We start from the raw sequence: 12,451 nt of genomic DNA, 5'->3' as shown, positions 1-12,451 counted from the left end.
CGTGGTCGTCATCCCTCAGCGGTCCGTCCCGCCAGGCCTCTTCACGAGCAGCACGCGGTCCACGATCTCCTGGACCCGGTCCCGGGGGAGTCCGAGGGAGCGGATCCGCAGCCGGGCCTCCCCGGGCTCCAGGTGCTCGAGGGTCAGGCTCAGGTGCCTCGCGCCGGCCTTTTTTAATTCCCGCTCCAGCCGGTCGATCCGGCGCCGGATCTCGGTCGCGGGGCCCGGGACGCGGACGCGCAGGTCCACCTCATGCTCACCCTTCAGGAGCTCGACCGTCTTCTGGATGAGGAGGGCGTTGGGGACGAGGTACTCGCGGCCCCGGTGGCGGAGCACGGTGCAGCGGATGCGGATGTCCACGACCTCTCCCTGGTACTCGCCCACCCGGATGCGGTCGCCCACCTCGAAGGGGCGCTCCACGGCCAGGTAGAGGCCGGCGAGGAGGTTGGCGATCAGGGTCCGTGCGGCGAGGGCGGCGCCGGCCCCGGCCAGCCCGAGGCCGGTGAGGAGGCCCAGGAGGCTGACCCCGAGGGCGCCCAGCACGATCGTCAGCGCGAGCGCGTAGGTGCCGTACAGGATCGTCTTCTCGGCCCACCAGGCTATGTCGGGGAGCCCCTCCCGCTCCAGCCGGTCTCGGGCGGCGCGGGCGACGCGGGAGGCGATCTTGATCAGGATCAACGCTATAACGACGGAGGCGGCGAGCCTCAGGGGTTCCACGTGCAGGTGCGGGATCTTCACGTCCCCGCGCCCCCGGGGTGTGGGCGTTGACGGTGTACCGGACGGAGCTGACGGTAAGGACGGAGCGGCGCGTGCAGCTCGTGGACATCACGGACGACGTGCGGGAGGCGGTGTCGAAGAGCGGGGTGGAGGAGGGAATCGTGCACGTGTTCTCCCGGCACACGACGGCGGCGGTGATCGTGAACGAGCCGGAGTCCGGGCTGCTGCGGGACGTGGTTAACAAGCTTGAGGAGCTGGTGCCGGAGGGGGCGGGGTACGAGCACGATAAGGTGGACAACAACGCGGACTCGCACCTGCGGGCCATCCTGCTGGGTCCCTCCGTCACCCTGCCCGTCGCGGGCGGGGAGCCCGTGCTGGGCACCTGGCAGTCGATCCTGTTCGTGGAGCTGGACGGGCCCAGGACGAGGCGGGTGCTGGTCACGGTCGTAGGGGACGGTTGACGTTGCGGCGGCAGCTCCCGATCGAGCCGGTGTCCACCGAGGAGGTGGAGGAGGAGTACAACCTCGTCACGCTGCTGGCGTGCTCGGAGTGCGACTACTTCCGGTTCAAGGAGCACGAGGGTGAGGTAGTGTACGAGCGTCGGGGCAGGTGCCCGGAGTGCGGGTCCGATCTGATCGTGGAAGGGGTGTTCCGGACCGAGGCGGACCCGGGGGCGTTCCCCGACTACGAGGAGGTTAAGCGGGTGCTGAGGGCGCTGGAGGAGGCCGGGTACGAGGTGGAGGATCACCGCGTGCTCGAGGACGGGTCGATCGAGCTCCGGTACGAGCGGCGTGGGGATCCGCGGGAGCTGGCCCGGAGGCTGGGAGAGCTGGGGTTCGCGGCGGAGCCGGGCGAGGAGGCGGGATCGCTGCGGGTCTCCAAGCACGTCGTGCCGGAGGAGGAGCCCGGATACCTGATCCCGCTCCTATTGTCGGTCCCGATCTTCGCCTGGGCGGGCGGCTGGTACGCGTTCCGCAGCGCCTGGTACGGGCTCGAGTTCGCGGTCGCGTTCTCCGCGATCTTCTTCGCGAAGGAGCTCGCGAAGTTCTGGGCGGCGGGCCGGGAGGGGCTCGACCCGCGCCTGCCGCTGGCGCTGCCGGTCCCGCACTTCCCGGGCGGGTACTCCGGCGTCGTGCGGTCGAACGTGCGGCCGATGCTGGCGGGATCCCTGTGTCGGGTCGGCGCCGCCGGGCTCTCGGTGGGGTTCCTGGTGTCCAGCGCGGTCTTCGCGCTCGGGGCCCTGCACCGGCACGTGCCGGTGAAGTTCAAGGTGCTGCACAGCACGTGGTCGCTCCTGCTGGCCTCGGGGCTGGGGCTGAAGGCGAACCCGCTCACGCTGGCCGGGTGGGCGGGGCTGGCCGTCACCTGGCTGTCCGCACTCCCCGTGTACCCGCTGGAGGGCGGGTACATCATGCGGTACTACCTGGGTAACACGGGCGCGGTTCGGTGGCTCTCGGCGCTCTCGCTCCTGGTCCAGGCGTTCCTCCGGTGGTACCACGTCGCGATCGTCGCCCTGCTGGTGCTCCTCAAGATCACCTCCCGGATCCCCAAGGATCGCTCGTTCCTGGACGACGACGAGCGCAAGGACTGGGGTCCGATGCTGCTGCTGACGTTCATCCTGGCGTGCCTGGCCGCCCCGGCCCCGCTGGGCCTGTGGCCCTGGGACCGGATCGTCAGCCTGCCGAAGGAGTACGCGTGGTTGTTCCTGCGGTGACGGGGGGAGTCGGGGCTGAGGGCCGTTCCGGAGTGCGTTCCCTGCGTGCTGGAGATCGCGGTGAACACGATCAACCGGGCGGTGCCCCGGGAGGATCGGAAACGGGCGATCGCGACGGCCGCCAGGCGGGTGCTGGAGCTCTACGAGCGCGAGCCCACCCCGCAGCCGCCCCGGCTGGGCACGGAGGCGCAGCGCGCCGTGATGAGGTACGCCGAGGAGGAGGATCCGTACCGGGAGGAGAAGGAGCGGGCCAACCGGGTGGCCCTGGGGCTAGCGCGGGAGCTGAGGGGAGAGCTGGAGGGACTGAGCGTCGAGGAGCGGTTGCGGAGGGCGGCCGCGGCGGCGATCGTGGGCAACGTGATCGACTTCGCGGTGGCGGGACACGAGTTCGACGTGGAGGAGCTGCGGGAGGAGGTGAGGCGGGTCAGGTTCGCCGTGTACGACCTGGACCCGGACGAGCTGCGCGGGAAGAGGATCGTGTACCTGTGCGACAACGCCGGCGAGATCGCGCTCGACCGACTCCTGATCGAGGTGCTCACGGGAGACCTGGACGCGGAGGTCGTGGCGGTGGTGCGGGGCGCGCCGATCGTGAACGACGCGACCCGGGAGGACGCGCGGGCGGTCGGCCTCACGGACGTGTGCCGGGTGATCGACACCGGGTCCGAGATGCTGGGGCTGCTGGTGACGGAGGCGAGCGGGGAGCTGCTCGAGGCGCTGGAGTGGGCGGACGTGGTCGTCTCCAAGGGGCAGGGGAACTTTGAGTCGATCCCGGAGGAGCCCTTCCCCGACGTCCCGGTCTACTTCCTGCTCCGGGCGAAGTGCCGGGCGGTGGCGCGGGAGCTGGGCGTGAGCGTGGGGGATAACGTCGCCCTCGAGTGGCGGCCGGGCGAGGAGAACGTGAGGAGGTGGAGGAGGATGCGCGAGGGTCGGTAAGTCGACCCCTCCTCACCGCCGGCGGCTCGGCAGGGTTCCTCGCTCCCCATCACCCCGGGGTTCCGGTCGGCCCGGGCTCAACTCGGTTGCGGGCGTTCGGGCGGGGTCCACACCTTCAGGTCGATGCACTCGATGACGACCCGGTCGCCGACCGCCTCCACCACCACACCGGAGTGCACCTTCTGCATCATGCAGTGCTCTGGGAGGAAGCGGACGGTTTCCCCAACGTCCGGCACCCGACCCTCCTTGACCACGCCCTCGAACCCGACCACCAGGCACAGTCCGACGTCCCGGAACTCGAAGTCCTCCTCACCGAGCCGGTGCCGGGGCCCCACCACGTGCACCGTGACGAGCCCCTTCTCCGCGCGCAGCACCCGGGCGAAGTGGGTGATCGGGCACCCCCAGGGCCGGTAGCGGATCACCTCGCCCTTCCTCACGTCCGCGTTCGGGTCGAACGGGTGGAGGGTCTCCCGACAGGCCGGCTCATCGGGAAGTGGGCCCAGGATCAGGTCGGCCTCGTAGCCGTCGATGACGCCTCGAATACCCTCCTTTTCCTCCTCTTCCTTGAGCTCACCGAGCAGCTCCAGGATCCGGCGACGCTGTCCCGCGAACCGCTCGGTCCGTAGGTAAGGGCAGTCGTTGACGTCAGCCTCGCCGCGGACCAGTGCGCGGGCGAAGTCGTCGCAGCGGTCGTACCCGCAGGCGCCACAGTGGAAGCCGGGTAGAAGGTCGGCGATGCGCTTCACCGCGGTCAACGGTCACTCGCCCCGGTACTCCGTGAACCCGTCGATTCGCCGGAGGACGCCCCGGTGTCGCTCGGCCGCCACGCGCGTCTCGCCCGCGCACAGGGTGCAGACGGCGAGCGGGGCCTTCTCGCGCAGCCGGACCTCGTTGAGGTCGTCCGGGACCTCGGGAGCCTCCTCCTGGATGAGCCGGGCCAGCAGCTCGCAGCCCGCGCCGGTGAGCCCGTTCGTCTCGATCACGCGCGCGTCCGGGTTGACCTCGGCCACCCGGCGCATGAACACCTCCCGCTCAGCCTGTGAGACGAGGTCGCCCTTGTTCACGCACACGACGTCCGCGGTCTGGAGGAACGGTCCCACCTTCGCGGGCGAGTTGGGGCCCAGCGTCACGTCCGCCACGCAGACGCCCAGGCACGCGTCCACGTACGGGGCGCACCGCAGGCACAGGCCGGCCGTCTCCACGAGGAGCAGGTCCGCCCCCTCGTCCTCCGCCCACCGCAGCATGTGCTCGAGGTTGTAGGCCGCGAAGTGGTCGGGGCACATGTCCCGGGCCAGCGCCCGGATCGCCGGTATGCCGAGCCGCTCCCGATACACGCGGTGGTCGTCCGTGTCCAGGCAGTCCACCTTGACGACCGCCGGCCGGTGCTCCCCCTCCAGGTACCTCAGCGCGTGCAGGATGACCGCGGTCTTGCCGGCGCCCGGCGTGCCGGACACGATCACGAGCTTCATGCTCGAACCCCCGAGGGCGGTTTCACGTCGTCCAGCCGCTCGCCGCGGCGGACCCGGTCCCGCAGCTCTAGCCACCACTCGTCCACGAGGTCCAGCACGTCCGCCACCTCGCGCTCCCGCTCCGACGTCTCCACCAGCTCCGTCATGGCGCCGTTCCTCATGACGACTCGGAGGCGCGAGCGGAGCGCCACGGCCGGGTCGTGCGTGACCAGGAGCACGATGCGGTCGTGCCGAGTCAGCTCCTCCAGCGCCTCCCGCTTCCTGATCCCGGCGTTCTCGATCTCGTCGATCAGCACCACCGGCGAGTCGCTGATCAGGAGCACGTCGGCGATCATCAGGGAGCGGGACTGGCCGCCGCTCAGCTCCGTCATGTGCATGTCCGGGTGGATGGGCTCGCCCGTGAACCGGTTGGCCAGCTCGATCACCTCCTCCGGATCCACGTCCGCGCCCCGGCTCTCCGCGTGCAGCTCGACGAACTCGCGGACCGAGCAGTCCGCCAGGAAGCCCATCGTCTGCGTCACGTGGGCTACCAGTCGGCGCTCCGGGTCGAACCGGAGGGACTCCGGGGGACGCTCGCCGTTGATCAGCACCCGGCGCCCCGTGACCGTGTCGCCCTGGGCCAGGAGCTCCACGTCCCGGAGCAGGGCCGACTTGCCCGAGCCCGTCGGCCCGACGATGGCGACAACGTCCCCCGGACGCAGCGTCAGCCGCCTCACGGGCTCGGGCCGCCCGTCCTTGTCCGTGCCGCCCAGGACCGTCAGCTCCCTCACCCGCACTCGGGTCGACCCCGGGAGGGGCGCGCCCCGGCCCCCTAACAAGCGTTTCCCGAAAGTTGACACGAGCGCCGGCACGGCCGCGCACGCCCGCCCGGATGGTTCACACCGGATCACACCCGGGCGGCGCGGGAAGGCTTATCGGGCGTTCGAGCCCCACCGGCCGCGGGGATCCCGTTGGGCTGGGTGACGTCGCGGGAGATGCGGAGGATCGAGCTGAACTCGCGCTGGCTGGGCTTCGAGGAGGAGTACATGATGGAGAACGCCGGCGCGGGCGTGGCCCGGGTTATCCTCGAGGAGTACTCGCCGGACGAGGCCCTCGTGGTCTGCGGCACGGGTGGGAACGGCGGCGACGGGTTCGTGGCCGCGCGGCACCTGGACGCGGAGGGCGTTGAGGTGGACGTCCTGCTGGTGGGCCGCCGGGAGGCGATCCGGAACCCGGCGGCGCGGCGGAACCTGGAGCGGCTGGAGTCGGCCGGGCTCGCGGTGAGGGAGGTGCGGGACTCAGGGGAGCTGGAGGGGGTGGATTTCGAGCGGGAGGTGATCGTGGACGCGATCCTGGGGTTCGGGATCCGGGGTCGGCTTCGGGAGCCCGTGAGGACGGCGGTCCTGCGGATCAACGAGGCCTCCCGGGCGGGGAGTCGCGTCGTCGCGGTGGACGTGCCCACCGGGATGGACCCGGACACGGGCAAGGTCCCGGACGTGGCGGTGGAGGCCGACGTGATCGTGTCGATCCATCGGCACAAGCGCGGGGTCAAGGAGGCTCGGGACGCGTTCCTCCGTCGGGTGAGCGCCGGGATCCCGGGGCTGGCGGAGCGGATCTGCGGGCCCGGGGACCTGATCGTCTCCGGCGTTCGGGAGCGGGATCCTTGGGCGCACAAGGGTAGGCACGGTAGGATCCTGATCGTCGCGGGATCGGATCGGTACGTGGGGGCGCCGAGGCTGGCGGCCCGGGGGGCGTTGAGGGCCGGGGCCGATCTGGTTTTCCTCCTCACGTCGGGCGGGGTGCCCCGGGACGATCCCAACCTCATCTACCTGGACGCCGGTCGCGTGCCGGGTCCGGAGGACTTGGAGGGGGCGCCGTTGGGGGACGTCGACGCGGTGGTGGTGGGCCCGGGCTTGGGCCCGGAGGCGGACGCGAGGGGGCTGCTGGAGCGGCTGTCCGAGGAGGTGGATGGGACGATCGTGGTCGACGCGGACGGTCTGCGCGGTGTGGATGGGGAGGTCGTTGACGAGCGGTTCGTGCTGACGCCGCACGCGGGGGAGTTCCGCCGGGTGTTCGGAGAGGATCCGGGCGAGGGGGTCGAGGAGCGGGAGGACGTCGTCGGTCGGGTGGCGGAGGAGTGGGGGTGCACGGTGCTGCTGAAGGGGGCCGTGGACGTGATCGGGTCGCCGGAGGGGGAGGTGAGGATCAACGTGACGGGGGCGCCGGGGATGACGGTGGGAGGCACGGGGGACGTGCTGGCGGGCGTGATCGGGGCGCTGGCCGCGGTGTGCGAGGACGCGTTCGAGGCGGCCTGCGTCGGGGCCTTCGTGGTCGGCGCGGCCGGGCAGTTGGCGGAGGGGGAGCGGGCCCAGGGGTTAACGGCGACGGACGTGGCGGATCGGGTGCCCGAGGTGTTCCGGGACCCGTGGTCGGTGGAGCCGGAGGGGGTATCCCTACTCCGTGGGTAGCAGCTCGACGGGGTCGCCGGGGTTTAGGTCGAGCCTCTTGGCCGCGCTTCCCTCGACCACCGCGAGCTCCAGGTGACCGGAGGAGGATCTCAGCACGACGAGGTCGCCGGGCTCGGCCTCCCCGTAGGTCTTGACGCGTCGGGCCCGGTGCTCCCCGGTCTCGGTCCGGACGAGGAGCTCCTCGGGCGGGTCCGCGCGCTCCCACTCCAGGTTCGTGATCACGTTCCCGAAGTCGTCCACGTACCAGACGTGCGCCCTGATCGCGTCCTCCCGCACCTCGGGCTCCGGGATGGGGGGACCCTCCAGCTCCCCGGGGCTCAGGGGGTCGCAGAACTCCTCCGGGTCCTCGCCTACGGCCGCGCGGACGGCCGCGGGCGCGAACACGTCGCGCCCGTGGAAGGTGGCGGACACCTCCCAGTCGCTCACCTCGTCCTCCCGGATCCGGTAGGCCCGCTCGATCCCGCCCAGCTCCTCGGCCAGTGGTAGGAGCAGTCCGTTGTCGGGGCCGATGAGCACGTCCCCGCGGGCGGTCTCGAGCAGGAGGGCCCTTCGCTCGGTTCCCACGCCCGGGTCCACCACCCCGACGTGCACGGTCCCTTTGGGGAACCAGGGGCAGGCGACGGCCATCACGTAGGAGCCCGAGGTCACGTCCTGTGGTGGGACGCCGTGGGTGACGTCGACGACCTCGATCCCCGGCGGGGCGAGTCGCAGGATCACCGCCTTCATCTGCGCCGGGTAGGGTGAGGACCAGCCGAAGTCGGTCGTCAGGGTGATGATCCGCACGGGGGTGACCCCCCGTGAGCGCGGTCGGGGCGGTCGTGTTGGCCGCGCTGGCGGTCGGGGATCCGGGCGCCGGGTTGTTGGTGGATGCGGCCTCCACGATGGCGCACGAGTTGGGTCACGCGCTGGTGACCGCCGGGTACCATGGCGGCGTGCGCGCCTGGTGGGTTCAGCCGGGTCTGCCGCCCAGGCTGATGATGGAGACGGGGGACGGTCGGTGGATCGAGATCCGGTACGAGCCCCCGGACTCGTTCGTGACGGTGGGCCCGTATCCGGCGGGGACGCCGGAGGAGGTGCTGCGGGAGTGGATGGTGGAAGATGGCTGGAGGTACGCGCTGGACCCGTGGAGGGTGGCCTCGGAGGTAGGGTACCGGGACGCGGACGAGGCGCTGGCGGGTCCGGTGGTGGGGACGCTGGCGGCCGCCGCGTTGGCCCCGCTGGACCCGCACGCGGCCTTCGGTGCGGCCCTGTTGAACCTGGCGAACCTGCTGCCGGAGGAGGTGGCGGGGAGCCTGCTGGACGGGTGGTACGCGCTCTCCGCGGTGGTGAACGGTCGGTACCCGGTGGATCGGTACCTGTTGGAGGTGGGGCTGGCGCTGCTGGCGGCGTCGGTCACGGCGGTGGAGGATCCGGGGTCCGGGGAGCTGTTGAGCGAGGTGGTGGTGGACACGCTGGCGCTCGCGCCGGTCCGGCTGCTGTTGGACGTCTCGAAGCTGGCGCTCGCCGGGGCGCTCGGGTTGGAGGTGCGGTTGCGGGGTCCCTACGCGTTCCCCGGGGTGGGGGTGGGGTTGAACCTGTCCGTGGTGGGGCCGCCCGGGTTGAGGGAGGCGTTGGGGCCGGCCGCGGCGGCGCTGTGGTTGGCCGTGCTGCCGTTCGTGCCGCAGCCGTGGCGGGGGCTTTTGGGGCTGGAGCTCGCGATGGAGGCGGTCGAGGACGCGGACCCGGTCTACCCGTCCCTCGGGAGTTTCCTGGGGAGGGAGCTGGGTCCGGTGATGGCGGCGGCGTTTTTGGCGGTGGGCGGGCTCCCGTTATCCCTATTACTGGGGCTGGTGGGGCTGTGATGCGGGCTCGCGGTGGGCCCGCCTGAGTGCGATGAGGGCGGGTGCGCTGCGGCCCGGCACAGGGTCGCCCGGCGGTCGTGAACCGGCGGTTTCGCCGTGGATGTGCGGCCGTCCGACGGGCCGGGCACACCCGGCTCCTTTATTTCTCGGAAACCGTGCCGGGATGACGAGCTACCACGGCACCGAGCCCGGTGAGGAGAGGGCCACGGTCCGACCGGGGTTTCGGCCTTGAGTGGTCCGCACGAGGCGCTGAGGCGCGCGCTGCGTGAGGGCGGGGCCCACGGGGTGCGGGTGTCGGAGCCGGGTGAGCGGGTGGTGGTGGACTCCGTCGGCCCGTACCTGCGGTACCCGGTCGTGACGGCCTTCGCCGCCCGGTGTGAGGACGGGTCGATCGTGGAGCTGGTCGCGTTTCGGGACGAGAGCGTGGACGTGATCGAGGCGGCGCTGGCCGTGCGGTACGAGCGGGCCGGGTGCGACGTGCTGGCGGACGCGAACCTGAGGCCGCTGGAGGACCTGTACGGGATCCGGGTGGACAAGCCGGCCGTGGACGACGTGGTGTACCGGAAGGTGCACCCGGAGCTGCACCGGTTGCTCGGGTCGGAGTGGTTGAGCGTCCGGTTCTTCGGTCCGGTGATGGGGCTGGGTAGGGGCGAGGTGCCCACCCTGGTCACCCGGGGCCTGGGCTCGCACATCGTGGGGGAGCTGATCGGGCGGGAGCCGGAGTACCTGAACGATGGGGAGAAGACGTGCCGTCCGTACCTGGAGGTCCCGCCGGAGCGGGTGGAGCGCGTGCTGGTGGAGCTCACGTCGCGCGGGTACGGGGTCGTGTTCACGGAGTCGGCCGTGGAGGTCGTGTACACGCTGTGCCGGCGGGGGTTGGCGTCCCCGGACGCCGTGGAGTGGGTGTACAGGACGCAGCGCTCGTGGTGCGAGCGGCCGGAGAGCTGGCCGCGGCGGTCCGTGGCGGAGGAGAACCTGAGGTCCATCGAGTACGGGCTGAGGCTGCTGGAGGACGTTTAGATCCCGCGGTAGAGTCGCGCTCCCAGCTCCTCGGGCAGCCCCTTGTCGACGATCTCCTTCGCGGTCCTGTCGACGTTGTAGGCGACCCGGTTCACCTCCCAGGACACCACGCGCCCGTCGGAGACCTCCAGGACGCCGTAGGCCGCTCGGGGGTCGCCGTCGCGGGGCTGGCCCACGCTGCCCGGGTTGGCCACGTGGACGCCGTCCACCTCCTCGTGCATGGGCACGTGGGTGTGTCCCATCAGGAGCACGTCCGCGTCCGCGAGCCGGACCAGCTCCCGCAGGACCTCCCGCGGGGCGTCGGGGAACACGTACTCCCAGATGGGGTCCCGGGGGCTCCCGTGCACGAGGCAGATGCGCACGTCCTCCACCTCAAACCGGTCGATCTTGGGCAGGCCGCGGAGGTACTCCTTGTCCTCATCGCTCAGCCGGCGGCGCGTCCACTCCACCGCGATCCGGGCGGCGATGTTGAAGCGGTCGACGTCGCCCGTCACCACCCCGTAGTCGTGGTTCCCCATCACGCACCGGTCGCACCGCTCGCGGACCCGCTCGAGGCACTCCCGGGGCCGGGGCCCGTACCCCACGACGTCCCCGCAGCACAGGATCAGGTCCGCGGACTTGATCTCCCGGAGGACGCGCTCCAGCGCCTCCAGGTTCGAGTGCACGTCGGAGATCACCGCGATCTCCACCGTCATAGGCGCTCCACCTTCTTCCCCTTTTCCCGCGGGATCACCCGGAGCCTCGCGTTCTTAAACTCGCGGTGCAGCTCCCGGCCCTCGTACAGACGATCCAGGAACACGGCCAGGGCCGCGACCTCGGAGTGCGGCTGGTGGCCGATCGCCACGTTGTAGTCCGCGAGCTCGAACGCGTCGGCCGGCACCTTACCCGCCCCCACCACGACGAGGAGCTCCCGCTCCCCCCGGAGCTCGTCGATCACGTCGTCCACGTGCAGCCCGTACATGGTCAGGTGCACGACCTTGCCCCCGCCCTCCTTCCACTCCCGCACCACCTTCCGCCAGCTGTCCACCCACCGCGCCCAGAAGGGTCCGCCCCACCGGTCCACCACGTCCTCCACGGACTCCAGGATCGACTCCTCCCGCTCCCCGTGAAGGAGCACCCCCTCGGCCCCGAAGGCGCGCGCGGTCAGGCACACGTGGGTGGTGATCCGCAGGTCCCGGCCCCTGCGGTGCCCCAACCGGAGCACGACCGTGCGCGGCCGCAGCCTCACCCGTCGTCGACCCCGAGCTCCTCCTGCAGGCGCTCGGCCTCCCGGGCGGCGAGGTCCTTGAGCCGCTCGTCCATGGGAGCGGTCCGGGCGTACCAGAGCAACACCCTCTCGATCGTCTCCACGACCTCCTCCTCGCCCGAGCGGTCCCCGAGCGCCACCCCGCCCACCAGCACCCGCCAGCGGTCGTTCCCCAGTCCGAGCACGCCCACGTCGTTGTCCTCGGGTCGTGTGCAGCCCCGTGGGCACCCGGCGACCGCGATCTTGACCTTGGCGGGCACCCACACGTCCGCGAACTCCTCGTGCAGGCGGCGCGCCAGGGGGACCGTCCGATCGAGCGCGTTGGGGCACGCGTCGGCGCCCGGGCAGCAGGTGATCTGGCGCACCCGGGGCCCGGTGGAGCCCGGCTCCAGGCCGCGTTCCCGCAGCTCCCGCAGCAGATCCCGCAGCCGCTCCGGCCGGACCCCGTGGATCTCGATCGTCTGGCGCACGGTCAGGTGTACGCGCCCGCTCCCGTACCGCTCCGCCAGGTCAGCCACGGCCCGGAGCGCCTCGGCCGGGACGAAGCCCGGTGGTAGCAGGAGCCGGACGACGTAGGTGCCGTCCGGCGCGCGCATCACTCCCTTCCGATGCTCCCGGCATCCAGCTCCTCCAGGGCAGCCTTCACCGCCTCGTACCATTCGTCCAACGCCCTGAGGATTACCTTCTTCGTCTCCTCGGCCGGCAGGGGCTCGTACACGTAGACGTACCCTCCCCGGGGCCGGGTCTCCTTCCTCCGGTTCACCAGGCCCGCGTGTACGAGGCTCTTGAGCGCCTTCTGCACCGTGGTTCGGTCCCGGCCCAAGTCCTCGGCCAGGTCGTACACGGTGGCCTCGCCGCGCTCCAGCAGTCGGAAGTAGACGTCCACCTCCGCGTCTCGGAGGCCGAAGACGCACTTCAGCACGTCCCGCACGGTCACGTTGAACCGGCGGATGGTGACGAAGGGGGTGTCCAGCAACCCCAACCCCCGGCCCGAATCCGCAAGGACGTTATATTGGGTGTTTCCCCAGAGGTGTGCGGGTAATCGACACACGAGACCACGATCG

Annotated in this window: 15 protein-coding genes; 6 read left to right on the top strand and 9 right to left on the bottom strand. The window is 71.4% G+C overall.

The genetic code is table 11. From position 1 onward, the window contains the following. Positions 1 to 15: 15 nt before the first annotated feature. Positions 16 to 738, bottom strand: coding sequence for a mechanosensitive ion channel domain-containing protein (locus ACXJJV_RS05355; protein ID WP_456467147.1), 723 nt, complete (start codon positions 736 to 738; stop codon positions 16 to 18). Positions 739 to 764: 26 nt separating this feature from the next. On the opposite strand from ACXJJV_RS05355, the gene ACXJJV_RS05350 reads away from it, so the two are divergent. From ACXJJV_RS05350 to ACXJJV_RS05340, 3 genes are read left to right on the top strand one after another with little or no spacing between them, the layout of a single operon-like run. After that, positions 765 to 1,178 carry a secondary thiamine-phosphate synthase enzyme YjbQ gene (locus tag ACXJJV_RS05350; RefSeq protein WP_456467146.1) on the top strand — a complete coding sequence of 138 codons (414 nt, stop codon included), beginning with the start codon at positions 765 to 767 and terminating at the stop codon, positions 1,176 to 1,178. Between the two features lie 2 nt (positions 1,179 to 1,180). Further along, positions 1,181 to 2,431, top strand: a complete 1,251-nt coding sequence (locus tag ACXJJV_RS05345) for a zinc metalloprotease (protein ID WP_456467145.1) — start codon at positions 1,181 to 1,183, stop codon at positions 2,429 to 2,431. A gap of 15 nt (positions 2,432 to 2,446) precedes the next feature. Further along, complete coding sequence (locus ACXJJV_RS05340; protein ID WP_456467228.1) at positions 2,447 to 3,364, top strand: damage-control phosphatase ARMT1 family protein; 918 nt, start codon at positions 2,447 to 2,449, stop codon at positions 3,362 to 3,364. Positions 3,365 to 3,441: 77 nt separating this feature from the next. Here the strand turns inward: ACXJJV_RS05340 and ACXJJV_RS05335 are convergent, their stop codons facing one another. From ACXJJV_RS05335 to ACXJJV_RS05325, 3 genes are read right to left on the bottom strand one after another with little or no spacing between them, the layout of a single operon-like run. Then, positions 3,442 to 4,119, bottom strand: coding sequence for a (Fe-S)-binding protein (locus tag ACXJJV_RS05335; protein WP_456467144.1), 678 nt, complete (start codon positions 4,117 to 4,119; stop codon positions 3,442 to 3,444). Between the two features lie 3 nt (positions 4,120 to 4,122). Continuing rightward, a complete protein-coding gene (locus ACXJJV_RS05330) occupies positions 4,123 to 4,833 on the bottom strand; it encodes a GTP-binding protein (protein ID WP_456467143.1) in 711 nt (236 codons plus the stop codon). Next, positions 4,830 to 5,609 (bottom strand): ATP-binding cassette domain-containing protein, encoded by a 780-nt coding sequence (locus ACXJJV_RS05325; RefSeq protein WP_456467142.1) that lies wholly within the window; start codon positions 5,607 to 5,609, stop codon positions 4,830 to 4,832. Before ACXJJV_RS05325 ends, ACXJJV_RS05330 begins: the two co-directional genes overlap by 4 nt. Positions 5,610 to 5,792: 183 nt before the next feature. On the opposite strand from ACXJJV_RS05325, the gene ACXJJV_RS05320 reads away from it, so the two are divergent. Beyond that, complete coding sequence (locus ACXJJV_RS05320) at positions 5,793 to 7,280, top strand: NAD(P)H-hydrate dehydratase (RefSeq protein WP_456467227.1); 1,488 nt, start codon at positions 5,793 to 5,795, stop codon at positions 7,278 to 7,280. On the opposite strand, the gene ACXJJV_RS05315 is transcribed toward ACXJJV_RS05320, so the two are convergent. Beyond that, positions 7,266 to 8,063, bottom strand: coding sequence for an SAM hydrolase/SAM-dependent halogenase family protein (locus tag ACXJJV_RS05315; protein WP_456467141.1), 798 nt, complete (start codon positions 8,061 to 8,063; stop codon positions 7,266 to 7,268). The genes ACXJJV_RS05320 and ACXJJV_RS05315 overlap by 15 nt on opposite strands. A 14-nt stretch (positions 8,064 to 8,077) precedes the next feature. Here ACXJJV_RS05315 and ACXJJV_RS05310 point away from each other — a divergent pair, with 14 nt between their 5' ends. Both ACXJJV_RS05310 and ACXJJV_RS05305 read left to right on the top strand, forming a co-directional pair. Then, on the top strand, positions 8,078 to 9,121 hold the full coding sequence (locus tag ACXJJV_RS05310) for a hypothetical protein (protein ID WP_456467140.1): 1,044 nt from the start codon (positions 8,078 to 8,080) through the stop codon (positions 9,119 to 9,121). Positions 9,122 to 9,349: 228 nt separating this feature from the next. Then, entirely contained in the window at positions 9,350 to 10,141 is a 792-nt protein-coding gene (locus ACXJJV_RS05305) for a hypothetical protein (protein ID WP_456467139.1), read from the top strand. Here ACXJJV_RS05305 and ACXJJV_RS05300 read toward each other — a convergent pair. From ACXJJV_RS05300 to ACXJJV_RS05285, 4 genes are read right to left on the bottom strand one after another with little or no spacing between them, the layout of a single operon-like run. Continuing rightward, positions 10,138 to 10,836 carry a metallophosphoesterase family protein gene (locus tag ACXJJV_RS05300; protein ID WP_456467138.1) on the bottom strand — a complete coding sequence of 233 codons (699 nt, stop codon included), beginning with the start codon at positions 10,834 to 10,836 and terminating at the stop codon, positions 10,138 to 10,140. The two genes, ACXJJV_RS05305 and ACXJJV_RS05300, sit on opposite strands and share 4 nt — an antisense overlap. Further along, a complete protein-coding gene (locus ACXJJV_RS05295; RefSeq protein WP_456467137.1) occupies positions 10,833 to 11,369 on the bottom strand; it encodes a tRNA (cytidine(56)-2'-O)-methyltransferase in 537 nt (178 codons plus the stop codon). The genes ACXJJV_RS05300 and ACXJJV_RS05295 overlap by 4 nt, the downstream gene beginning before the upstream one ends. Continuing rightward, positions 11,366 to 11,983 (bottom strand): ferredoxin-like domain-containing protein, encoded by a 618-nt coding sequence (locus ACXJJV_RS05290; protein ID WP_456467136.1) that lies wholly within the window; start codon positions 11,981 to 11,983, stop codon positions 11,366 to 11,368. Before ACXJJV_RS05290 ends, ACXJJV_RS05295 begins: the two co-directional genes overlap by 4 nt. Then, entirely contained in the window at positions 11,983 to 12,363 is a 381-nt protein-coding gene (locus tag ACXJJV_RS05285; RefSeq protein ID WP_456467135.1) for a helix-turn-helix domain-containing protein, read from the bottom strand. Before ACXJJV_RS05285 ends, ACXJJV_RS05290 begins: the two co-directional genes overlap by 1 nt. Between the last annotated feature and the right edge of the window lie 88 nt (positions 12,364 to 12,451).

It is taken from the genome of Methanopyrus sp. (assembly GCF_053997775.1).
Note: the sequence above shows the minus strand (reverse complement) of the source record. Positions and strands in the feature narration are given on the sequence as shown.

Bases quoted from the DNA above. Each gene is read 5' to 3' on its own strand.
- ACXJJV_RS05330 (WP_456467143.1), bottom strand. From the start codon at position 4,833: ATGAAGCTCGTGATCGTGTCCGGCACGCCGGGCGCCGGCAAGACCGCG.
- ACXJJV_RS05300 (WP_456467138.1), bottom strand. From the start codon at position 10,836: ATGACGGTGGAGATCGCGGTGATCTCCGACGTGCACTCGAACCTGGAG.
- ACXJJV_RS05290 (WP_456467136.1), bottom strand. From the start codon at position 11,983: ATGCGCGCGCCGGACGGCACCTACGTCGTCCGGCTCCTGCTACCACCG.